General features: G+C 71.0%; 21 protein-coding genes. 3 read left to right on the top strand and 18 right to left on the bottom strand.

The window, feature by feature from the left end; genetic code table 11:
• Window positions 1-148: 148 nt before the first annotated feature.
• Window positions 149-556: a nuclear transport factor 2 family protein gene (locus tag JOE43_RS02520; protein ID WP_056052360.1), complete on the bottom strand. Its 408-nt coding sequence runs from the start codon at window positions 554-556 to the stop codon at window positions 149-151.
• Window positions 547-1,353, bottom strand: a complete 807-nt coding sequence (locus JOE43_RS02525) for an MBL fold metallo-hydrolase (RefSeq protein ID WP_209514403.1) — start codon at window positions 1,351-1,353, stop codon at window positions 547-549. Before JOE43_RS02525 ends, JOE43_RS02520 begins: the two co-directional genes overlap by 10 nt.
• 87 nt (window positions 1,354-1,440) lie before the next feature.
• On the opposite strand from JOE43_RS02525, the gene JOE43_RS02530 reads away from it, so the two are divergent.
• The 3 genes from JOE43_RS02530 to JOE43_RS16090 all read left to right on the top strand — a co-directional run bounded on the left by JOE43_RS02530 (window position 1,441) and on the right by JOE43_RS16090 (window position 4,506).
• Window positions 1,441-2,364 (top strand): helix-turn-helix transcriptional regulator, encoded by a 924-nt coding sequence (locus JOE43_RS02530; RefSeq protein WP_209514404.1) that lies wholly within the window; start codon window positions 1,441-1,443, stop codon window positions 2,362-2,364.
• A 210-nt stretch (window positions 2,365-2,574) separates the two neighbouring features.
• On the top strand, window positions 2,575-3,024 hold the full coding sequence (locus JOE43_RS02535) for a hypothetical protein (RefSeq protein ID WP_209514406.1): 450 nt from the start codon (window positions 2,575-2,577) through the stop codon (window positions 3,022-3,024).
• A gap of 243 nt (window positions 3,025-3,267) precedes the next feature.
• Window positions 3,268-4,506 (top strand): MFS transporter, encoded by a 1,239-nt coding sequence (locus tag JOE43_RS16090; RefSeq protein ID WP_209514408.1) that lies wholly within the window; start codon window positions 3,268-3,270, stop codon window positions 4,504-4,506.
• Between the two features lie 1,670 nt (window positions 4,507-6,176).
• On the opposite strand, the gene JOE43_RS02545 is transcribed toward JOE43_RS16090, so the two are convergent.
• The 16 genes from JOE43_RS02545 to JOE43_RS02620 form a co-directional block, all read right to left on the bottom strand.
• Entirely contained in the window at window positions 6,177-7,334 is a 1,158-nt protein-coding gene (locus tag JOE43_RS02545) for a hypothetical protein (RefSeq protein ID WP_209514410.1), read from the bottom strand.
• On the bottom strand, window positions 7,331-7,843 hold the full coding sequence (locus tag JOE43_RS02550; protein ID WP_209514413.1) for a DUF4365 domain-containing protein: 513 nt from the start codon (window positions 7,841-7,843) through the stop codon (window positions 7,331-7,333). The genes JOE43_RS02545 and JOE43_RS02550 overlap by 4 nt, the downstream gene beginning before the upstream one ends.
• 39 nt (window positions 7,844-7,882) lie before the next feature.
• Window positions 7,883-8,446: a recombinase family protein gene (locus tag JOE43_RS02555; protein ID WP_209514415.1), complete on the bottom strand. Its 564-nt coding sequence runs from the start codon at window positions 8,444-8,446 to the stop codon at window positions 7,883-7,885.
• Window positions 8,447-8,686: 240 nt separating this feature from the next.
• A complete protein-coding gene (locus JOE43_RS02560) occupies window positions 8,687-9,139 on the bottom strand; it encodes a hypothetical protein (RefSeq protein ID WP_209514416.1) in 453 nt (150 codons plus the stop codon).
• A gap of 4 nt (window positions 9,140-9,143) precedes the next feature.
• Entirely contained in the window at window positions 9,144-10,049 is a 906-nt protein-coding gene (locus tag JOE43_RS02565) for a GntR family transcriptional regulator (RefSeq protein ID WP_209514418.1), read from the bottom strand.
• A 26-nt stretch (window positions 10,050-10,075) separates the two neighbouring features.
• The gene (pdxA, locus tag JOE43_RS02570; RefSeq protein ID WP_209514420.1) at window positions 10,076-11,116 is read right to left on the bottom strand and encodes a 4-hydroxythreonine-4-phosphate dehydrogenase PdxA; all 1,041 of its coding nucleotides are present in this window, start codon (window positions 11,114-11,116) and stop codon (window positions 10,076-10,078) included.
• The gene (locus JOE43_RS16095) at window positions 11,113-12,456 is read right to left on the bottom strand and encodes a four-carbon acid sugar kinase family protein (protein ID WP_209514422.1); all 1,344 of its coding nucleotides are present in this window, start codon (window positions 12,454-12,456) and stop codon (window positions 11,113-11,115) included. The genes pdxA and JOE43_RS16095 overlap by 4 nt, the downstream gene beginning before the upstream one ends.
• Window positions 12,453-13,574: a 2-keto-3-deoxygluconate permease gene (locus JOE43_RS02580; RefSeq protein WP_209514424.1), complete on the bottom strand. Its 1,122-nt coding sequence runs from the start codon at window positions 13,572-13,574 to the stop codon at window positions 12,453-12,455. The genes JOE43_RS16095 and JOE43_RS02580 overlap by 4 nt, the downstream gene beginning before the upstream one ends.
• A 119-nt stretch (window positions 13,575-13,693) precedes the next feature.
• The gene (locus JOE43_RS02585) at window positions 13,694-14,926 is read right to left on the bottom strand and encodes an alcohol dehydrogenase catalytic domain-containing protein (RefSeq protein WP_307803205.1); all 1,233 of its coding nucleotides are present in this window, start codon (window positions 14,924-14,926) and stop codon (window positions 13,694-13,696) included.
• Window positions 14,923-15,708, bottom strand: coding sequence for an HAD family hydrolase (locus JOE43_RS02590; RefSeq protein ID WP_209514433.1), 786 nt, complete (start codon window positions 15,706-15,708; stop codon window positions 14,923-14,925). Before JOE43_RS02590 ends, JOE43_RS02585 begins: the two co-directional genes overlap by 4 nt.
• A complete protein-coding gene (locus tag JOE43_RS02595; RefSeq protein WP_209514442.1) occupies window positions 15,705-17,141 on the bottom strand; it encodes a TIGR03364 family FAD-dependent oxidoreductase in 1,437 nt (478 codons plus the stop codon). Before JOE43_RS02595 ends, JOE43_RS02590 begins: the two co-directional genes overlap by 4 nt.
• Entirely contained in the window at window positions 17,138-18,976 is a 1,839-nt protein-coding gene (gene phnE, locus JOE43_RS02600; RefSeq protein WP_209514444.1) for a phosphonate ABC transporter, permease protein PhnE, read from the bottom strand. The genes JOE43_RS02595 and phnE overlap by 4 nt, the downstream gene beginning before the upstream one ends.
• Window positions 18,973-19,869, bottom strand: a complete 897-nt coding sequence (phnC, locus tag JOE43_RS02605; RefSeq protein WP_209514446.1) for a phosphonate ABC transporter ATP-binding protein — start codon at window positions 19,867-19,869, stop codon at window positions 18,973-18,975. The genes phnE and phnC overlap by 4 nt, the downstream gene beginning before the upstream one ends.
• Before the next feature lie 137 nt (window positions 19,870-20,006).
• Window positions 20,007-20,936 (bottom strand): phosphate/phosphite/phosphonate ABC transporter substrate-binding protein, encoded by a 930-nt coding sequence (locus tag JOE43_RS02610; RefSeq protein ID WP_209514448.1) that lies wholly within the window; start codon window positions 20,934-20,936, stop codon window positions 20,007-20,009.
• 283 nt (window positions 20,937-21,219) lie between these two features.
• Entirely contained in the window at window positions 21,220-22,113 is an 894-nt protein-coding gene (locus tag JOE43_RS02615; protein ID WP_209514450.1) for an EamA family transporter, read from the bottom strand.
• 225 nt (window positions 22,114-22,338) lie between these two features.
• Entirely contained in the window at window positions 22,339-22,629 is a 291-nt protein-coding gene (locus JOE43_RS02620; RefSeq protein ID WP_185230623.1) for a hypothetical protein, read from the bottom strand.
• Window positions 22,630-22,692 lie beyond the last annotated feature (63 nt).

Raw genomic sequence — 22,692 nt, forward strand, 5'->3', positions numbered from 1 at the left:
CGGGACGCCAGCGCCGAACCGGCACAGGCCAAGGCCTGAGGTGGCCAGTAAACGATCGTCTACCGGTCACAAGGTGAATGCCGATCGGGACCGCCTCGCTGACTGGAGCCTGCTGGACCCAGTCAACGAGTCAGCCACGGAGGCAGCGTCAGGCCATGGCATCGCGGACGAGGGCAGTGTCGACGAACTGTTCGAATCGGACGATGAGCCCGCCCCTGACGACGAACGCGTGGGCGACGCGGGCATCGAGTGCCTTGCCCGTTGCGCCGTGGGTCGCGGTATAACGGGCGAGCACGACGACGTTCTCGCCGTCGACGACGTAGGTGTCGTCGTGAGCGGTCCAGTCGACCCAATCGGCACCCAGCTTCTCCATCACGGCTGCTGTGACGCCCTCGGGGGTGCGGTAGGTGCCGGCCAACGGGAATCCAGCCATCTCGGTCCACTCGACGTCGGGCGCGAGTGTCGCCCGCAAGGCGTCGAGATCCCCCGCGGCCGAGGCGAGGTACTGGCGTCGGACGACGGCGCGAGGCGAGTCGTCGAGTTCGTTCAGCCCCATGTCATCTCTCCCTTCGCGACGCGCGTACCTAGGTGCGCTGCGACACCCAGGCCAGCGCCGGGGTACTGCGCCTGCAGGGCTTTCTCGGCCTCCTCGGCGGTGTCGTTGTCGGCGATGGCCGCGTCGAAGGCAGCCAGGTAGTCGCGGGTGTGGCGGATCGCAGTGACATCGGCGGGGAACGCCGGGTCACGGTGGCCTGCCACGACGACTGTCGGGTCCAGGGCCTCGAACTCGTTCAGTGCGGCCGTCCACAGAGCGCGCTGCTCGACGGTCGCGGTGTCGGCGGTCCAGACGTGCAGGCCACCGAAGACGAGGATGCCGCCGAGCAGGGTGCGGCTGTCGGCGTCGAAGAGATACCAGCCGCGGTCGCCGGGATCGACGTCGGCGAATCGGACCTCGAGGGTGGCGTCGTCGATGGCGATGTGGTCGCCCTCGAACGCGGTCAGCTCGACCTTGCGGGTCGGCAGGTTCTCGCCGAGGCTCGCCCAAGCCTTGAGCTTGCCCTCGTAGCTGTGCTCGATGTGCTCGATCACGGAGGCGGGTGCGATGAAGCGCGCGTTCGGGAACGCATCCTGCACGACCTCGGCGCCGAAGTAGAAGTCGGGGTCGCCGGCACCGATGAAGACGGTGGTCAGGGTCTTGCCCGAGTCAAGGATCGCGGCGACGGCACGGTGGCCGGCGCTACGGGTGAACCCAGCGTCGACGAGGACGGCCTCGGTATCGCCCGTGACGAGCGTGAGGGTCTTCTCGAGGGCTGTGGAGCCCGAGTCGAGGACGGTGTAATCGAGGGTGGTCATGCGGTTCCTCTCGGTTGTGCTGATGGGTCAAGTCTCGGACGGGCGAGTTCGCCTGTCACGGTACTTCTGGGTGTCACACTGGTGAATATGGGACAGAACGAACCGCGTGGGGTGCGCTTCTCACTGCCGGCACCCGGGCCGTCGATCGAGCTGACCGGGCTGCGCGACATCATCCGGCGTGGCGGTCGGCGTGAATTCCTGTCGACGCAGCGCCTCGACTTCGAGCTGCTCTACCTGGTCGAGGGGGGCAGCACCGTCCACGAGGTCGATTTCGTCTCGCACGAGCTCGGCCCGGGCGACGCACTCTGGGTGCGACCCGGTCAGGTGCACCGTTGGGGCGATATCTCGACGCTGACCGGCCGCATTGCACTGTTCCCCTCGCACGCCATCCCGCCGGACGTGCAGGAGGCGCTGATCGAGTTGGGCTACGCCGGCTCGACCTCGCGATTCACCGCGTGGACGGCACCAACGCTTGAGCGCGCGGGGGTCACGGCGGCCTGGCGCGCCCTCCACGCCGGCGATGCCCCCGGCGACCACCGCGCCGTGCGGTCACTGCTGCGCGAGGTCGCGTTGTCGGCGGTCCTGCTGCGACTAGCGACCTCGTCATCCGATCACTCCCAGACGCCCTCCGGTGCGACGGACGACCGCGAAGGGATCTACGCCGCCTTCGTCGCCGAGGTCGAGGCGCATCACCGCGACTTCCACCGGGTGTCGGACTATGCCCGCCGTCTGGGTTGGTCGGCAAAGACTCTCGGACGCGCCACCGCACTGCACGGCATGACACCCAAGCAGGTCATCGACGACCGTCTCGTGCTCGAAGCCAGACGACTGCTCGTCCACACCACCCAGCCGATCGCGCAAGTGGGTGTGCACCTAGGTTTCGATGACCCCTCGAACTTCTCGAGCTTCTTCCAACTCCGCACCGGGTTGAGCCCCGGGAACGTTCGAGCCGACGCCTGGTTCGTCAGCAGCGAAGGAACGGACACCGCGACACCATCGAGCCTCGCATAAACGCTGTGCACGTCTAAGCCACTGGAAACGATCTCGATGCTGCGGTCGCAGAGCTCACCGCGACCACCCCACCTCGGATCGGGCCACGCAGACTCTCTCATAGGCGATCCCCTATCGGAACGGACCAAGCAGAAGACATTGCGTTGAGCTGAAGTCGTGTGCGTATGCTCGCAGCATCACCAGCCGCACTGTCGCGAAGGGTAGAACACGATGATCCGACGACGCGTCCTCGAAGCTTTTGCAGGAGCAGGCGTTCTCTGCTTACTGCTCTCAGGATGCAGCGGAACCGCTGCGGCGGGAACCGACGACCTGCCAACCTTCACGTCGATGGACCAACTCGTCTCCGCCGTTGATGAGCACCTTAGCTGCGACACCGACCCTGCCGGAGATCCTGTCACCCCGATGAACGGCGATGCCCTGCCCACGGACCAAGTGCTATGCCTGCCTCACGTGCAGATCGACCTCTATGGGGACCAGGCGGCACTGGACAAGGCTCTTGACCTGTGGAGCGATACCCAACAAGGTCCCGTGCCATTGGTGCATGGCGGCAACTGGATGGTGGTGGACCTCACCGGGGTGGCTACTGGTGAGCCGTCGGCCGTTGACCTAGAAGGGCTTGCATCAGAGATGGACGCCGAATACGAGACCGTCGCCTCCTGACGACGCGTCGGTGACCGGCGAGCGATCCCCTATCGGGCGCTTCGATTAGCTCGTCTCTCGGGCTGCCGTGGGCGATTTCACTGACCAAGCGCCTGTCCACTAGATTGCGATGAGGCAGCGTCCCCTTTTCTGATGCCGGTTGTGCCTGACGGCCAACGACTCAGAACGGACCGCCCTCGTGACTCTCTCTTCCCCTGATCCCCGGCGCACGGAGCCCACGTGCCGACCCGTCGAGTACCGGTCGTGAACTCGCAGCAGGCAGCGGAGAGCAAGGCCTTCCGCGCCACTCTCGTCGGAACTCTCGTCACGTCGATCGGACTCGGGCTCACCCTGCCGTTCACGTTCGTCTACTTCAACCGCATCCTGGGCCTACCGCTCCCCACCGTCGGACTCGTTGTCGCTGCGACGGCCGCCCTCGCCCTCTGCGCGACAGCGACGGGAGGAGTGCTGGCAGACAAGCTCGGCCTCGGCCGCGTCGCTGTTCTCGGCCTGAGCCTGCAAGCAGTCGGGACCATCGTCCTCGCGGTCGCACACGACCCTGTCCCCGGTGCCGTGGGGTTGGCCGTGCTCTCGATGGGCAACTCTCTCGTCTGGCCTAGCCTGAACGGGCTGGTCACCTACCAAGTGCCGGCTGCACGACGATCGCGGGCTTTTGCCTTCCGTTTCGGCCTGATGAACGTCGGCATCGGCGTCGGCTCGATCATCGCGGCAGCGACTGTGTCCGTGTCACGACCAGACAGCTTCCACGTGGTCTACGTCTGTGATGGCGCGTCGACAGCGATCTTCGCCGTGATCCTCTTCTTCGCCCTCCGGAACACCACCGGCTGGACCACTCACCCTCAGAAGGCTCGCGACGTTCGTCGATCCAGTTACCGGACTGTGCTTCGTGACCGGCACTTCGTCGCCTACCTCGGGGTCTTGTGGGCCTTGACGATCTTCGGCAGCGCCCAGACCGAGGGGCCGTGGGCGGCGTTCGTGGAGCTCACACCGGAAGGGTCCGCGCAGATCATCGGACTCAGCTTCGCCGCTAACACGGTGGCGATCATCCTCTTCCAGTTGCCCGTCGAACGCTGGACTCGAAGACTGCGTCGAAGCCGGCTCCTGGTCCTGTCGGCGCTCATCGGAGCCGTAGCGTGGGTGATGACCGGGATCGCCAGCATGCCGGGACTTCCGGCGGCGACGGCCGTGACCTTGTTCATCCTGGCCTTGGGCGTCTTCGGCATCGGGGAGACGTTCCTCAGCCCGGTGATCAACGCCATGCCCAATGCCCTGGCGCCTGATCACCTCAGGGGCCGTTACAACGCACTGAACTCAGCGACCTACCCCGTCTCCAAGCTCGTCGGGCCTCCCCTGGCCGGAGTTCTCATCGGAGGGAGCACGCCCAGTTCATGGGTGCTGACGATCACCCTGGGAATGCTCCTCACGGCGGGGGCCGCCATCCTGCTCGGCCGGCGACTTCCTTTAACAGTCGAGCTTCCGTAGCGTCCACCCAAGGATCCCTATCGGGCACCCTCAGAGCAGGCGTCGTCGGCGCAGAGTTAGGGTCATCGATCCGTAAGCGTGAAAGTCATTGCCGAGGTCTGCCCCAAGAAGGCGCCCAGTGAGTCACATTGAGCACCGAGCCGAGTGACTAACGGGCACCACTCACCTGACACGACGGGCCTTACCCGCCGGGGCAGTAGCCGCTCGTGCCGAAGCAGGGAGGCTGATCGTTGCGAGGCGCCTTGTTCACTCCGACGGATCTGCTGTCGAAGTATGCACGGTTGTACTCGATCCCCAGCACGTACGCGGCCCCCGTGGCACTTATCGCCGTTGCTAGTTCGTCTCCTTCCAACCCAGCCGTAGACGAAACGACGACGTCTGTTGGGTGGAAGTACGCGCGGTCTAAGAAAGCGTCAAGTGTCGCGACGACCAGGGTCGTCTCGTCCGTTCCGTGAGCTCTGGACGCGGGATGTGCTGTGAGAACGCCGAAGGCAGGATCGGCAAGCAAAGGGAGATCTTCTGAGTCTGCGAACGGGTCCACCGGAGAGATATCCGAGTCTTTGAGGGCGACAGCAGCTTGCTCGAGCGCCTGCTCAGAAGTGACGGCGTCGAGGAGGGCATAGACAGCTCGGCCCTGTTGCAGGCAACGGGTACCACTCGCGTCGTCGAACAGGCCAGACGGGTCATCGGCGAACGTGCAGGTGTCTTCTCGCGCAATGGTGATGCGGGGAGCCGATACCGAACCGGGCCACGCCAAGGCGTCGTCCGCTAGTTCTGTTGCCTCTGGCCGTACATGCTCGGCCAGCGAGGGATCAACCACCTCAGACGCGCAGCCCGTCAGAGTCAAACCCAGCACCAACAGGAGCGGACCTGTTCGTTTCCCTCTCACTGTTCCCCCTTGACGCGAGCGTAACGCCCCTCCTCGATCTCGAAGCATCTGCGACCGCAGGACGATCGGCTATCGGGACCATCGACAGGTCAACATCATGGCGATGGTGCGTCGTCGCCCGCTTGTCTCGGCGCCGCGACTGATGACGGATCGTCGATGTCCGAGGGGCGACTGAGCCAACCCGGGCCGTCGCGTCGAAGCTGTTTGAGCTCGAGACTCGGTTCGGAAGGGACCTCAAACTTTTGCCTCAGCAGACGCCACTGCAGAACAACCCCGACGATGACGCCCGATGTAAAGAAGGGCACCCCGACCAAGACCATCAGCCACAGCGGCCAACGCTTCAGGCCCCGACCCAACGGAGCCCACGGGTCCCACCCGACGGACACCCCGCCCCACACGATGAGCACGAGGAACCCGGCACTGACAACGGCTGCCACCCATGGATGTGCACGAAAGACCGATTCGACCCAGCCTGGGCTGCCGTTTCGCACCATGCACCAGATCCTACGGGTCTCCCCTGTCGCTGCTGCTGTCGACCTAATGCGGTGCATCTCTTTCGTTCTATAGGCGCAGTTGCTGTGCAGCGGTGCGAAGCTTGTCCTCCCAATCGCGATGAGCTCGGACGTCCGTCACAGGCCAAGGGCCGGCAGCTGCGCCCGCTCGGACAGCGCTTACCGGCATGGCCTTCAATGGCAGGCCGCTCCTCGTCACTGCGCAACTGGGGCCGAATCACCGCACCTCGCCCGCCTACGGATCGGCTAACAGGCAGATATGGGCGCGACTACTTACTGGTGTCGAGGTTGACGGACGGATCGTCGAGGAGCATGGCGTCCATCGGAACAACGGACACCGGAGCCGACATGATCAGGGGACGGCCCGGCTTTGCTTCAACCCGGCCGTAGGCAAGAACAGCCCGACCACTTCTGAACCAGTCGGCAGCGTCGAGGACGATGGCGTTTGAGACGGTGACGCGCACCTCCGCAGTCCGCCCAGACCGAACGGTCCTAATGGATATCTCACCGCTAGACGCATCGGGGATTTGGCGGATTTCCACGATCTGACCAGAGACAGATTCTTCAGGCCGTGGCGTGACCTGCCCGAGCCGCTGTTCAACTCGCCCGAGGAGAGGAGCGGCCGCTTCTGCAATCTTCACCGTCTGAGGTAAAGCACCTGGGGTCCCTGCGGAAGGCGCCCACGCAAAACCAACTTCAAAGGCATGGACACCTGAGTCAGTTGCAATAGCGCGCACGGCGTTCACAAGTTCCTTGCTGACTCCTCGTTCGACAAGCTCAAGTACGTCATCTGTGCTCGCCTCCCGATCAGGCCGTACGGCGATCAAATCCAGGGCGTTCAACGCCGATGCGAGCGTTCTAGTGACTCGCCGCTCAGCAGTTTCAAGAGTCACTTCCTCGAGCGATGCGAGGACGCGATCAGCGTCAGGATCAGGCACGGAGAGCGGAAGCACTACCGGGAGCACGAACGATCCAATACGCGTATGCGAAAGACGCGCTTTGTCTGCAATCTCATCTGCTGGCTTGCTGTACCCAGTCCTGATCGCAGCCTTTGGCTTCCGTGAAGTCGTAGCCGCAGCCCGAATGAGGCGCCGGGCGGAGGACAGGACCGTCGCGGCACTTTCCAGCATCACAGAACCGTCTGAAACGTAGGAATCAGCAATACGGAAATTTTGAATGTCTAGGTGTTGCCTTGCAATGTCGTAGCCGACTTCGGCAGCCGTCCGCCGCTCACGCTCAGCTAGGAGTGACACCAAAACGCGGTACTCGGGGGAAGCGGCGTCGACCCGCGAAGGAACGGCGAGACGCGCATCATCCTCCAAACCTGACGTCCAGAGCTCGCCGTAACGGCCCGGGCGACCAGGGGTCCAACCCGTGCGTGCGAGGTAGCTGACGAGGTCGCCTCGAAGATCCGTAGGTGTGATCATGCGCTGTACCCGTCGATGAGATCTTGTTGCCACTGCAGGAGAGCCGCAGCGTCGACACGCTGGCTCCGGAGCGCCGCGACGGCCATGTTCTGAGGGGAGAACGACGTCGGATCAACGCGACTCCAGAATGCAGCGGTGTCGACCATTCGAGTTCCGTCGATGGCGTGCTCCACCCAATCCGAAACATCGGGCACAACTACCACCACGAAGTAGACAGGGCACATCGCTACCGACCACCCATCGACCCAGTGCTGCTTGGCTGTATACGTAAGCCGTTCGTTTGTGGCAGCCAAGGCATAGCGAGAGGTCGTCTTGACCTGAATCCTCACTGCGCCTTCGGGGAAGGTAACAGTCATATCTGATGCCAGGAGGTCTGCACCCGGACGCGTTTCGCTCATGTCGTATCCGGATGCGGTGACCAACGCATCCAAATACGTGACGCCGTAACGCCCCTTTTCACTCGACAGATCAAGCTGCGGAGCCGCCGGCAGCCGTGTCGAGGAGGTCATGCGATCACCGTAGCGGGACGCACTGTCTTCGGGCACGACCTATCCAGCGCGCTGGATAGCGCGATAGACCGTTGAGCGGGCAACCCCGAAGAGCTCCGCGATCTCGCTCGTCGTGTGGGCGCCGGTGCGGTGCAGCTGCACCAGGTGCTTCTCCTGCGAAGCAGTCAGCTTGGGCTTGCGGCCGCGGAGCTTGCCGGCGGCCTTGGCGATCGCCATGCCCTCGCGGGTTCGGGCACGGATGAGGTCGGCCTCGAACTCGGCCACCATCCCGAGGACGTTGAACAGGAGGCGGCCGACGGGGTCGGTGGGGTCGTAGACCGCTCCCCCGAGGTTCAGGGCGACACCCTTCTTCGTCAGCTCATCCGCGATGTCGGTCGCGTCGCGCAGTGACCGGGCAAGACGGTCGAGCTTCGTGACGACGAGGACGTCGCCAGCACGACATGCCGCCAGCGCCTCGCGGAGGCCGGGCCGTGCTCGAGTCGTGCCCGAGAGTCCGTGGTCAACATGCACGTGTTGCTCGTCAACACCGAGTGCTGCAAGACCGTCACGTTGTGCTGCGAGATCTTGTCCAGAGGTCGAGACGCGGGCATATCCGATGAGCATCCGACGACTGTAGCGTTTAGACCCCCGTCACCGGGCATTTTTGCGGGACAGGCATACGCGAATACGCAGGCCAGACGCCACGTGACCTGAGCCGGCCCAAAACGGCCCGAGCAGGTGTCCCGATGAACGACCGCCTGTCGGACGGTCACCATTGACCTCGGGGACGTGGGCCCAACACTTAGAGCGCGGCTAGCTGCCACAGGAACACGCTCAAGTCTCCAGAACACGATGCGAGATGACCTACCGGAAGTACTCATCCCAGAGCACGTCCGCCTCCGGGCCCGGGGGCAGGAAGGTCAGGCCGGAGCTCGTCATCAGGTCGAGCACCTCCGCCGGGTCCTCCGTGGTGAGGAGGAGCTCGAGGCTGCCGACAGGGTTCGCGGGCAGGCCGCTCGCCACGACGTCGAACGTCGTCGGTCTCATCCAGCGCCTCTCGACGAGGAGGGCCACGAACAGGCCCGCCGCGATGCCGGAGCCTGCCGTCCCCACCCGGAACTCAGCCCTGAGGCCGCGGAGGTCGCGCTCGGTCAACGCAGAGGACGCCTCGCGGACGGCCGGCCACGACGGCACGGCGACCCCTCCGGTCGCACGCAGACGCGAAGGGCGGATCCTCCTGAGGATCACGGCCGCGACGCCGAGGACGATCGTGACGGCGACGGCAGCGACGACGGGCGCCCACTCGGAGTACAGCACCAGGTCACCATCTCCCCCGCGCGAGGCCGTCGAGGTCTGCCGCCAGCTCCCGGGCCCTGCGGGCCAGCTCGTCGAGGCCGGCCTCGCCCCGGAGGGCGCCTGGCTCAGGGGATGCGTCGGCGACGGGCACAGACGCCGGCACCGGCACCGCCTCGACCTCGGCCCGGCCGTCGTCCGTGACGACGTCGACGTCGAACACCACCCGGTCGGCGCGGTGCCACGTCCGGAAGGTCTCCACCGGCACCCCCAACCGGTCGAGGGTCGTGCCCTCGAGCAGCAGCACCGGCGACCCGTCCGGCACCTCGAGGGCCTCGGCGAGCGCACCGGACGCGCTCACGGCGCGCACCTGGCGCCTCCCCGACACGAGGCTCACCCCGTACGTGGAGCGCAGCACCGCGTGGAGGGACGTGTCGGTCAGCTGGGCCGTCGTGAGCCCCGCCCCGATGCTCTCGGGCAGCCAGGTGTGGATCAGGGCGATGGGCTCGCCCTCGGCCCGACGCAGACGACGGAGACCGACCACGGCACGGACGCCGAGACGCGCCTCCGCGGCCTCGTCGTGCTCCGGCCCGAGCGCGAGGACGCTGGTGGTGACGGCCGGCACCTGCGTCGACAAGCCCGACAGCCGCTGCACGAGGCGGTGGTGCTCGCCGCGCGGGGCGACCACGCTGCCGCGGCCCCGCCCGCGCCTCACGAGCCCCTCGGCGGTCAGCGACGACAGGGCCTGCCGCACGACCGACCGCGAGACCCCGAAGTGCGCCTGCAGCTCCGCCTCGGTGGGCAGGTCGGCGCCCACCGGCAGCGAGCCGTCCACGATGTGCGACCGCAGGAGCGCGCTCAGCTGCGCGTGCAGGGGCCCCGGGGCGGCGGGGCCGACCGCGTCGGCGTCGAGCTCGGTGAGCCAGGTCGACACGGTGGTCCCTTCGGTGGTGCGACAGGTCAGGGCACGGCGGGGTCCTGCTGCTGGGCGGTGCGCCACACGTGCTCCCAGCCGGGGGCGAGGGCGGCGGCGCGCTCCACCGAGAGTACAAGGCTCGCCTCGCGGGCGATGCCCTGCCCCGCGATGTCGAACGCGGTGCCGTGGTCGACCGAGACCCGCACGACGGGCAGCCCCACCGTGATGTTGACGCCGTCGTCGCCGTACACGGCCTTGAAGGGCGCGTGCCCCTGGTCGTGGTAGCAGACGACGATGATCTTGTACTTGCCGCGCACGGCCGCGGGGATGAGCGCGTCGCCGGGCACGGGGCCGACGACGTTCAGCCCGCGGGCCCGCGCGGCCTCGACGGCGGGGGCCAGGATGTCGGCGTCCTCGTCGCCGAAGAGCCGGTTCTCGCCCGCGTGCGGGTTCAGGCCCGCGAGGCCGATCAGCTCGTCGGGGGTGCCGAGGGAGGCGGCGAACGCGCCCGCGAGGTCGAGCACCTGGCCGGTGCGCTCGGGGGTGATGCCGTCGATCGCCTGGCGCATCGAGACGTGCGTCGTCAGGTGGAAGAACGACAGGTCGCCGGCCGACAGCACCAGCGAGAAGTTCTCGACGCCGAACTCGTGCGCGAGCAGCTCGGTGTGGCCGGGCCACTTGTGGCCTCCGGCGTGCATCGCAGCCTTGTTGAGGGGAGCCGTGACGATGCCGTCGACCTCTCCCTCACGGGCGAGACGGCACGCCTCCACCACGAAGCGGTAGGCGCCGTCACCCGCCTCGGGGCTCAGCTCGCCCACCGGCACGTCGGCGAGGGAGGAGCCCGTCTGCAGCAGATCGATCGTGCCGGGCTCGTTCGTCGCGTCGGCGACGGAGGCGATGACGCGCACGAGGTCGGGGTCGCCCCCGACGGCGACGACGCCGCGGCGCATGGCCGCCTCGTCGCCGATCACGACGGGCACGGCCCGCTCGCGGAGGTCGTCGTGGTGCAGCAGGGTCTTCGCGGTGATCTCGGGGCCGATGCCGGCCACGTCTCCGAGGGTCAGTGCGAGTCGCGGGAGGGTCATGAGGGGTCTCCTTCTTCAGTGTCGGATCGGTGGGGGATGTCGAGGAGGTCGGTGACGACCTCCGTGATCGTCGCGGCGGCGCCGAAGCCGCCGGCCTTCGTGACGACCGCCGTCCCGTGCAGGCGCCCGCCCTCCAGCGTGCCCCAGGGCACGCCCTCGCGGAGGGCCCCGCGGACGACGAGCGCCTCGGCCCCGGCCCGGCGGAGGACGGCGCGGGCGCCCTCGCCGCCGACGAGCACGAGGGCGACCTCGTCGACCCCGCCCCGCTCGTCGACGAGACCGTCGGTGAGCACGGCGAGCGCCTCGGCGATCCGCTGCGCGTCGGTCGGGCCACCCGGAACGTCGGGCGACGCGGGAGCCGAGGAGTCGCGGGGCGGCGCGAGCAGGACGGTCACCTCGGCCGCGGCGGAGTCAGCAGGGGACCAGGAGCGCGCGAGGGCGGGGGCGAGGTCGCCGGACCGGACCTCGTCGAGCGTCGGCGCGATCGTGCGCACGACCGGTCGCGGGGCGCCGCCGGGCTCCGGCGCGGACCGGAGGAGGTGCTCGCACTGGGTGCGGGACGCGTCGTGCAGGCTGCTCACGACCACGACGACGTGACCCACGCGGTCGACGACGACGGGCACCGGCACCGGCAGCCCGGCGCCCCACGCGCGGGAGACGGCGACGGCCAGCCCGGCCGAGCCGACGGGCACGGCCCGCGCACCCAGGCGCACGACGGCGTCGGCAGTCGTGCGGAGCTCGTCGTCGGTCGTGGCGTCGACGGTGACCACGTCGTGGCCGGAGGCCGCGGCCCCGGCGAGGAGCATGGCGGCGGCGGCACCGCCCGCGCCGGTCACGGTGACCGACGAGCTGCCGGGCAGCAGGGCGGAGAGATCGCTCGTCGCGACCGGCGTGACCGGGTCGCGACCGACGGCCGTCGTCTCGACGCGGGCGCCGTCGACGAGGAGGGCGCCCTGCACCACCGTGCGGCCCATGCCCGGGTACGCGGGGGTGGCGACGGCGAAGGCGTCGGGGCACCCGACCCGCCACGCCTCGAGGGCCCCGGCGACCTGCGCGGCGACGGACCCGCGCATGGTCGAGTCGATCTTCACGAAGACGAGCTCCGCGCCGTGCTCGGCCAGGTCGCGCACGGCGTCGGCGGTGACGGCGCGGGCCTCGCCCTCGGGGAGGGCCCGGGAGTCGGTGACGACGGCCGTCACGGAGCCGGGGCCCCCGAGGGGCGCTCCCCCGGCGCCGAGCACGAGCCGGCTCGTCCAGCCGTCGCGGGCGAACTGCACGGCGGAGTCGGCGGCGCCGGTCAGGTCGTCGGCGACGAGGCCGACCACGGGGCCCGCCGTCACGCGGCGCCTCCGTCGGTCGGGCGGCGACGACCCGCGGAGTCGCCACGGCCGGGATCGAGATCGCGATCGTGATCGGCGGCGGCGGCAGTGGCCGCGTCGTGGGCGAGCACCGCCTCGGCGTCGGCCTCGGCCGCGATCTCGTGGCTGCGGTCGCCGCCCTGGCGCTTGAGCACCCAGGCGGCCAGCAGCGGTGCCAGCACGGCGCTGACCAGAACGGCGGAGGCGACCTGGGCGGTGGCGACCTCGACGTACGGAGCGAAGCTGGGGTCCGCCGCGCCGACGATGGCCGGGGTGGCGATGGCGTTGCCGGCGGTCGTCGCCGAGGCGATGCCGATGCCCGACTCCTTCCCGCGGCGGAGCAGGAGGCGGAAGCCGAGGTACGTCGTGGTGCCCGTGAGCAGCACCGCGATCACGCCGACGACGATGCCCGACAGGCCGCCGGTGACGACGTTGCCGAGGTCGATGCCCGTGCCCAGGGCGAAGGCGAAGAACGGGATGACGATGTTGGGCACCGGGCGCATGACCTCCGTCCAGCGCGGGTCGAGGTTGCCGACGACGACGCCGAGCAGCAGCGGGATGACCGCGGCGAGCAGCAGCGTGTAGGGGATGTCGGCCAGGCCGGCCGCGCCGAGGAAGAGCAGGGAGAAGAAGGGACCGTCGTTGACGGCCGAGGCGATGTACGCGCCCCGGTCACGCTCGCGGCCGTAGCGGCCCGTGAACGCGAGCCAGATGCCGCCGTTGCTGTTGTCCATGCTGACGAGCAGGGCGAGGATCGAGACCCCGAGGATCCCCTCGATGCCCACGACGGTGCCGAGGACGACGACGAGGGTCGCCGGGATGATCGACTTGGTCAGCAGCAGCACGCCGCTGGTCGCGAGCACCGGCCCCGACGTGCGGAGCGTGATCTGCATGCCCGTGGCGAAGATCAGCACGCCGATCAGGGGCAGGGCGCTGTCGCGGAACAGCGCGGTCGTGAAGTTGCCGAGCTCGAGGAACCCCGGCGCGAACGTGCCGACGATCGACCCGATGATGAGCGGGATGAGCATGAGCCCACCCGGGATCTTGTTCATCCCGTCGAACAACGGGACGCGGCTGGTGATCTGTGGTCCGACGGCCATGGCGAACTCCTCTGCGGGTGGGGGCGGCGGTGCCCGAGCGCACTCCGCGAAGGAGTACGTACAAGGTGTACCGACACTACGTCGCGCTCCCGAGCGCGTCAAGGCCCCGTGGCCCGCGGTCAGCGCCGCGTCGGCCGCACCCCCACCCGCACCGCACCTGCCGACGCCGCCCGCTCGATCCCCGCGTCGAGGTCGGCGAGCGCCACCTCGTCGCCCACGAGCTCGGCGAGCGGCCAGGCGCCGTGCCGCCGCTCCACGAAGCGGGCCGCCTCCACGAGGTGCCGCGGCGCGTAGTTGTGCACGCCCCTCACGGTGACCAGCCGACGGACGACGCTCTCGGCGTCGAGCGCGACGGCCGGAGCCGGGAAGACGCTGCCGACGAGGACGGCCACGCCTCCCACGCCGAGCCTCGTCAGCGCCGAGGCGACGGCCGAGGGCGCACCGGAGGCCTCCACGGCCACGAGGGGGGCGCCTCCGGCGACCTCGAGGGCACGGTCGACGCTCTCCGCCGCACTGGGCGCGGCCACGGGGTCGGCCGTGGCGACGGCTCCGAAGCAGGCGGCGAGGGCACGGCGACCGGGGTCGGGGTCGACCACGACGACGCGGGCTCCGGCGTCGGTCGCCAGCGCCGCGACGGTCAGCCCGATCAGGCCGGCGCCGAGCACGAGCACCACCACGGGGCCGACGGCAGCGGCACCGGCACCTGCACCTGCGCCGAGGTCGACAACGCCGCCCAGCGGCACGATCGCCGACGCCGCGTCGAGCGCCGCCACCGCGGTCGCCGTGCCGCACGAGACCGGCGCGAGGAGCGCCGCGTCGAGGTCGTCGGCGACCGGCACGACGGCCGTCCCGGCCCGCACGTGCACGTGGGTCGCGAAGCCGCCGCTGAGCTCCCACCCGGTCTCGAGCCGCTCGTGCCCGTACTTGCGCACCCGCTCGCACTTCTGCGGCAGGCCCCGCCCGCAGGTCGCGCACACGCCGCAGCTCACCGTCAGCGACCAGACGACCCGCTGACCGACGACGACCGACGTGCCGTCGACCGCGACGGCCCCCGCGCCGACCGCGACCACGCGGCCGACCTGCTCGTGGCCGAGCACGAGCGGCGTCGGCGCTCCGCGGTCGCCGCGCGTGGTGTGCACGTCGGAGCCGCAGATCGTCGCCAGCTCGACCTCGACCAGCAGGTCGCCGGGCGCGAGCCTGACGCTCGGCACGGCGACGGCGTCGTGCGGGCGGCCGGGCTCCGTCCAGACCATCGCGGTGGGCGCAGGGTCGAGCCGCAGCTCGACGAGGCTCGCCGCCGTCCGGGTGCCGGCAGCGGCACCGACGACCAGGGCGGTGTCGACAGTCGTCACGCGACCGGCACGGCGACCGCGGCGGGCGCGGCGACCGGCGCAGCCGCCGGCACCGCGACTCCCGCGAACTGCGGCAGCCCCGCCAGCTCGCGCACCGAGTCGAGCACCACGTCGGCGCCCGCCGCGAGCAGCTGCTCGCGGGTGTGCGCCCCGGTCGTCACGCCGACGACGAGGCCAGCCCCGGCGGCACGGCCCGAGAGCACGTCGCTCGTCGTGTCGCCGACGACCGCGACGGCCGCGACCGACGAGGCCCCCGTGCGCAGCAGCGCGGCGAGCACGAGGTCCGGCGCGGGGCGGCCGCGACCGGCGTCGACCGGCGAGAGGGCCGCGTCGACCGACCAGCCGAGCGCGTCGAGCAGGCGGTCGCGCGTCGCGGGCGAGAACCCGGTCGTCAGCACGACCGACCGGCCGGAGGCGCGGAGCGCGTCGACGAGGTCGCCCGCGCCCGCGATCGGCTCGACCCCGAGCTCGTCGACCAGCTCGCCGTAGGCCACCTCGAACTGCTCGTTCGCCCGCTGCGCGAGCGGCTCGTCGCCGCCCGTCAGGTGCCGGAACACCTCGATCTTCGACTGCCCCATCGTGTCGCGCACGTGCTGCAGCGCCTCGTCGCGCGTCAGCGTCGGGCCCAGGTCGACCCGGTCGGCGACCCGCGCGAAGGCCTGCTCGACGACGCCGTCGTCGACGACGGTCGTGCCGGCCATGTCGAGCACGACGAGCTCGATCGGAGGGGCGACGGGAGCCGCGGCGGCAGCGGAGGCGGAGGCGGTGGAGAGGGTGCTCATGAGGCGGTGCTTCCTGTGAGGAGGGGGAGGTCGCGGCCGGAGGGAGCCGCGGCCCGCGACGTGGTGGCGGTGGGAGAAGAAGAGGAGGAGGAGGAGGGACCGGCCGACGACCCGCCCAGCGCCGCGTCGCGCCCTCCGTCGAGGTGCGCCCCGACGACGTGCTCGGCGAGCCCGAGCCCTGTGGTCATGCCGATGCCGGTCGCGACGACCGTGACGAGCACGCCCGGCTCGACCTCGTCGACGACGAACTCGTCGCGGCCCGAGGCGTAGACGCCCTGCCACCGCTCGGTGACGACCGGCTCCGCGCCGAACAGCACGCGGAACTCGTCGAGGAAGGCCGTCGCGGCCCGCTCGCTCTGGAACGGCGAGATCGCCGCGCCCTTCTGGTGGCTGTCGCCGACGATGACCGTGCCGTCGGGCAGCTGCGTGTACATCTGGTTCAGGTCGAGCGCGGCCAGGTCGGGGCGCTCGGCGTGCAGCCGCGCCCGCACGGCGTCGGCGGCGGTCGTGCCCGCGAACGCGCTGTAGCGGATCAGCGACCACCCCGTCAGCAGCGGCGCCACGAGCGGCCGCGCGAGGTCGGCCCGCACGCGCAGCATGTCGAGCCCGCAGCGCTCCAGCGCCGAGCGCTCGGCGAGGTCGGGCAGCAGCTGGTCGAGGTCGTGGTTGGTCGCGACGACCACCGTGCCCGCCTCGATCGGGCCGCGGCTCGTCTCGACGCGCCCCGAGGCGACCGAGCCGACGGAGGTGCGGGTCAGGAAGCGCACGCCTCGCGACTCGAGGTGCCTGCGGATCGCGTCCGCCGCCTCCCGCGGGTCGACCTGCAGGTCGTACGGCAGCAGGGCGCCGCCGAGCGTCGTGCCGGGAGCGACCGGGGCGAGCGCCGCGAGCGCGGCCTCGTCGAGGGGCTCGATCTCGGGCCGGTCGCCGAGCACCCGCGCGGTGCGGGCGGCGGCCAGCTCGTCGAGCAGGGCGAGCTCGTCGGCGTGCCGGGCGGCGACCAGGGTGCCGCGCTGCGAGACCCAGAAGCCGGCGTCGCGGGCGAGCCGCAGCCACAGCTCGCGGGCGGTGAGCGCGTGCCGACGGGCCTCGCCGCTCTGCGGCGTGAGGCAGAGGTGGCCGAAGTTGCGCACCGTCGAGCCGCCGATCGCGGCCGAGCGGTCGACGACGAGCACCGAGAGTCCGCGGTCGACGGCGGCGAGCGCCGCCCCGAGGCCGACGATGCCGGAGCCGACGACGACCACGTCGTGCCGGTCGGCGGCGGGGCGGCGGGCGGCGGCGGGTGCGGCAGCGGCAGCAGCAGCCGCGCCGGAGGCGGCGACCGGCCCGACCGTGCCGGCGACGGGCCAGTGCGACGGCACGACCCCGGCAGCCCCGGCGACGGCACCGGCAGCGGCACGGCCGCTGCCGCTGCGGGGCGTGTCCCCGCTCATCGGAAGACCCGCCGCATCCAGATCGCGAGCCCCTCGACGGCGAGCACCGTCACGAGGATCATCAGCACGATCGCCGTCACCGTCGCGTAGTTCGAGCCCTGGCTGGCGTTCAGCAGGTAGTAGCCGACGCCTCCCGCCCCGACGATGCCGAGCAGTGTCGCGGCGCGCAGGTTCGTGTCGAGCATGTAGAAGGTGTGGCCGATCAGCGCGCGGGTGCCCTGCGGCAGCGTCGCCGAGGCGTACACCTGGCCGCGCGAGGCGCCGGTCGCGGTGAGCGCGCGCTCCGGGCCCGGGTCGACCTCCTCGAACGAGTCGGCGATCAGCTTGCCGAGCAGCCCGACGCCGCCGAGGGCGAGGGCGAGCGTGCCGGCCTGGGTGCCGAGGCCGGTGACGACGATCAGCACGATGGCGAGGATCACCTCGGGCACCCCGCGGATGCCGACGAGCAGCAGGCGCATCCCGCCCCGCAGGCCGGGGCTCGGCGCGACGTTGCGGGCGGCGAGCGAGCCGATCAGCAGCGAGCCGCCGACGGTGAGCAGGGTCGCGGCGAGCGCGATCGAGATCGTCTCGCCCATGGCGGCGAGCATCGTCGACGCCTCGTAGCTGCCGAACGACGGCGGCCAGAACTGCACGGCGACGGCGGGCACGCCGCTCCACACGGTGAGCAGGTCCGACCAGGCGATGTCGCAGACGAGCACGCTGGCGACGACGACCGCGACGGCGGCCCAGCCCCACGAGACGCCGCGCACGCGGGCCCTGTCCCACGGGCGGCGCAGCGCGGCCTCGACGGCGGCGGAGGGCGTGCCGGAGGCGCGGGTCGGGTCGGTCGAGAGAGAGGCAGCGGCGGGGGCGGAGACCGGGCCAGCACCGGAGGCGCGGGTCGAGCCGGCAGCGGAGCCCGCCGTCTCGGGGGCGGCGGCCTCCTGCCGGCCGGCCCCGCGCCTCCTCGTGACCCCGCGCACCACGCGGTCGCCGAGGCCCCGCCCGGTCGGCGCGACGCCGAGCATGGCGGCGCGCACCGAGCTCGAGACGACCTCCATGACGACGCAGAGCACGAAGATGACGAGGGCGTAGCCGAGGCCGAGCCCGTACTGCAGCGACTTGAAGGCGAACGACATCTGCATGCCGAGGCCGACCACGCCGACGTAGCCGAGGATCACGCTGCCGCGCAGGTTGATGTCGTTGCGGTGCAGCACGGTCGCCACCCACGACGGCAGCACCTGGGGCAGCACGCCCGCCGTGAACTGCTGCAGGCGGGTGCCGCCGGCGGCGCGGACGGCGGTGCGCGGGCCCTCGTCGATCTGCTCGATCGCGTCGGCGAAGAGCTTCGAGATCATGCCGACCGAGTGCAGCCCGATGGCGAGGATGCCCGGCAAGGTGCCGAGCGTGAAGAGCAGCACGAAGACCATGGCGAGCACCACGTCGGGCACCGCGCGGGCGAGCACCGTGACGAAGCGGGCCGCGGCGCGCCAGACCGGCCCGGGCGTCGTGTTCGAGGCCGCGAGCACGGCCACCGGCACCGAGAGCACCGCGGCCAGCAGCGTGCCGCAGATCACGAGGCCGAGGGTGAGGGCCGTGAGCTGCAGCAGCTCGCCGAGGGGCGGGAACTCGATCGCGCCGACGCGGCCGAGGAAGCGCTGCGCGTTCGACCAGCTCTGCACCATGCGGGCCGGGTCGATGTCGACGCTGCGCAGCGCGAGCACGCTCGCGACGAGCAGGGCCAGCAGCGTGAGGCCCGCGGCGACGCGCTCCGGCGAGGTGCGGCGCCGGGGAGGCGCGGTGACGGGAGCCAGCGGAGCCCCGGTCGTGCGCGGGCGCTCGACGACGGCGCTCATCGGACGGCGTCCCCACGGAGGGGAGCGGTGCCGGGCGCGGTGCCGGTCGCGCTGCCGGTCGTGCCGCCGGCCCCGCCGCCGACCGTGCTCAGCTCGAGCTCGATCGCCTCGAACTGGTCGGTGCTCGTGGCGACGCGGCCGTAGATCTCCATCACCTGCGCCTTCGAGAGGCCCTCGGTCGCGGTGTCGAGCACGACCTGGCCGTGGCGCAGGCCGACGATGCGGTCGGCCCACGAGAGGGCGAGGTCGACCTGGTGCAGGCTGCAGATGACGGTGAGGCCCTCGTCGGCGGCGATCTCGCGGATCAGCGCCATCACCTGGTCGCTCGACTCGGGGTCGAGCGAGGCGACGGGCTCGTCGGCGAGCAGCACCTGGGGCCGCTGCATGAGGGCGCGGGCGATGGCGACGCGCTGCTGCTGGCCGCCCGAGAGGGTGTCGGCGCGCTGGTAGGCGCGGTCGAGCAGGCCGACGCGCTCGAGGCGGGCGAGGGCCTCGACCTTCGCGGCGCGGCCGTACGACCACAGGCCGAGGCGGGGCCCGCGCACGGCGGCGAGCGAGCCGGTCAGCACGTTCTCGAGCACGGTCAGCGACGGCACGAGCTCGAACTGCTGGAAGATGAAGCCGACCTCGCTGCGCAGCTCGCGGAGCGCCCGGCCGGTCAGGCGCGTGACCTCCCGCCCCAGCACGCGGACGGTGCCCGACGTGGGGCGCTCCAGCCCGTCGACGTGCCGCAGCAGCGTCGACTTGCCCGAGCCCGAGAGGCCGAGCAGCACGACGACCTCGCCGCGGGCGACGGTGAGCGACGCGTCGTCGAGCGCGACGGTGGAGCCGAAGTGCTTGGTGATGCCCTCGAGGGCGACGACGGTCGCGGCGGGGTCGGCGTGCGGGGTCATGGGTCTCTCCGGGGGCTCGGTGGGGCGTGCGCGGCGGGGCGGGCGGGTGCGGGAGGCGCGGGGTGCGGGAGGGGAGGGCCTGCGGGAGGCGCGGTGGCGGTGGCGACCGTCACCGCGCCTCCCTCAGGCGGAGGCCGTCAGGCCTGGCACTGCGTGGCGTTCGTCTTCTCGCAGATGTCGCGGATCTCGTCGTAGTACGCGTCGTCGACCGGCGTGGTCTCGTAGAACACGCTGCGGAAGCCCTCGCTGTCGGCGCTGTCGATGCCCGCGGCGACCATGTCGTCGGCGGTGACGTTCGAGAGGATGTCCTTCAGCTGTGCCTTGACGTCGTCGGGCAGCGAGTTCGACTCGACGATCGGGGCGCCGGGCACCATCTGCTGGTCGATGACCTCGACGGCGTCGCTCTTGGCGACCTCGCTGTCCTCCGCGAAGCCGGCGTCGCACTCGGTGCCCTCGCCGGTCTTCTGCACGCTGACGTCGTGCTTGCCGGCGAACACCGGCGTGATGTCCTTCTCCGGGTCGATGCCGGCCTGCAGCAGGGCGTAGCTGGGGAAGAGGTAGCCCGAGGTCGACGAGGGGTCGACGAAGCAGATCTTCTTTCCCTTCATGTCGGCGATGCTCGCGATGTCGCTGCCCTTGGGCACGATGGCCTGCGAGTAGTAGCCGGGCTCCTGGCCCTCGGCGGTGGTGATCGACGAGATCGGGGTGAGCTCGGCGCCGTTGTTCGTGGCGGTGACGTAGGTGAAGCCCGAGAACGAGGCGACGTCGATCTGGCCGGCGATCGAGGCCTCGATCAGCGCGGCGTAGTCGGTCGACTCGTGGTACTCGACGGTCTTGCCGGTCTCCTGCGCGATGTAGTCCATCAGCGGCTGGTAGTTGGTCTCGGTGTCGACCGAGTCGGGCACGACGCCGAAGACGAGCGTGCTGTCGTCGACCGCGTAGCCGCCGGCGGCGCCGTCGGCCGAGCCGGTGGACGAGGAGGCGGGGCTGGAGCAGGCGGAGAGCGTGGCGGCGAGCAGCGCGGCGCCGAGCAGGGCAGTCGCGGCGCGGGGACGGCGGAGGGGCATGACGGCCTTTCGGGGTGGGAGCGGGACGTCACGATGGTGACACGAGGTCGACCGACGTAGGAACCTACCTCCGGCCTTGTTCAGCCCGAGTTCACGTGTTGTATGCCCAACCCCCTCTTCGGGGGGCTGCTGCTGGGGGCGCGGGCGGCGCCTCCTCGGGATGCGCCCGCGAGATGCCCCTTCCCGGGCCCTCGCCCGCTCGGAGGGCCCAGAACGAGGCACCTCGACGACCCGCGCGGCGGCCGGGCGGCGGGGCGGCGCGCCGGCCGCTCGATGAGCCGCGCTACAGCGCGAGCAGCGCGATGCCGCCGAGCACCACGCCCGACGTGACGAGGCGCCCGCGCAGCGACCCCTCGCGCAGCACCAGCGCCCCGAAGACGGCGACCATGACGACGCTCGTCTCGCGCGCCGGCGCGACGAGGGCGACCGGGGCCGACTGGATCGCGACCAGCACGAGGATGTACGACAGCGGCGACAGCACCCCGAACGCCAGCACCTTCGCCCAGTGCGCGCGCACGACGGCGAGCAGCTCCCGACGCCGTCGACCGAGCGTCGCCGAGTAGAAGACGACCTCGACGAGGGTGACCCCGACCATGAACGACACGGGCGAGAGCTGCCAGGTGCGGATCGCGTGGGCGTCCCAGATCGTGTAGGAGGCGATGGCCAGGCCGGTCAGGAGGCCCCAGGCGATGCTGGGGTCGAGCCCGCGCCTCCTCGGCTCCCCCGGTGCGGCGGCCGCGGGTCGCGCCGCGGCCCCGGCCCGGTCGACGAGCCCGGTGGCGACGACCCCGACCACCACGACGGCGATGCCGACGACGGCGAGGGGCGAGAGCTGTTCGCCGAGCAGGGCCACGGCGAGCGCGGCGCTGACCGCCGGGCCGGTGCCGCGGGCGGTGGCGTAGACGGTCGAGAGGCTGCCGACCGCGTAGCCGCGCTGCAGCACGGTCATGTAGACGACGTGGAGGACTCCGGAGGCGGTGGCCCCGACGGCGAGGCCGGCCAGGCTGCCGCCCCACCCGCCGGTGAACGGCACGACCGGCAGCCACAGGACGGCGCTGGCGACCGCGCCCCACCAGAGGAAGGGCGTGCCGATGCGGCTGACGCCGTGGGCGACGACGTTCCACGAGGCGTGGCAGACGGCGGCGGCGAGCACGAGGAGGAGCGCGGTGGTGGACACGGAGGGACCCTTCGGGCCGGCGCGGGGCGCGCCGGTGGGGTCCTCCAGGCTTTTGTCCGTTCAGATGACGCCCGGGCGATGGCGCCCGGCCGTGGCGCCGCTCGGACCAGACGGGTGCTGAGACCCCGGAACCCTAGGCGCTGTCGGCGGGACTGTAGCAGGCGGGGGTGACGCGGCGGGGCGGGGCCGGGCGGGGCTGGGCGGGGTGCCGGAGTGGCGCTCTGCTCAGGCGTCGGGGGCCTGGGCGGGCGCCCGGCCGTGCGCCTCGTCGCGCTCGGCCGTTCGGACCCGCATGCCGCGCAGCCCCTTCGTCAGGTAGTACAGCCCCACGGCCACGAGCGGCAGGCTCGCCCAGGGGGTGTCGAGCGTCGACAGCAGGGTGACGCCGACGGCGAGGAAGACGACGCCGAGGGCGAGGTCGTTCGCCTTCGCGTCGGCGGCGGGGCGGGCGCCGCCGGTCGGGTCGGGCTTCGTCGCGGCGGGCTTCGTCGAGTCGGGCTTCGTCGAGTCGTCCATCCGTCGACGCTACGACGAGCGGGCGGGCGTCGCCTCCGTCGCGCGACGGAGCCTCGGCCTGCC

This window comes from Frigoribacterium sp. PvP121, from assembly GCF_017833115.1.
In the GTDB taxonomy this organism is placed as follows: domain Bacteria; phylum Actinomycetota; class Actinomycetes; order Actinomycetales; family Microbacteriaceae; genus Frigoribacterium; species Frigoribacterium endophyticum.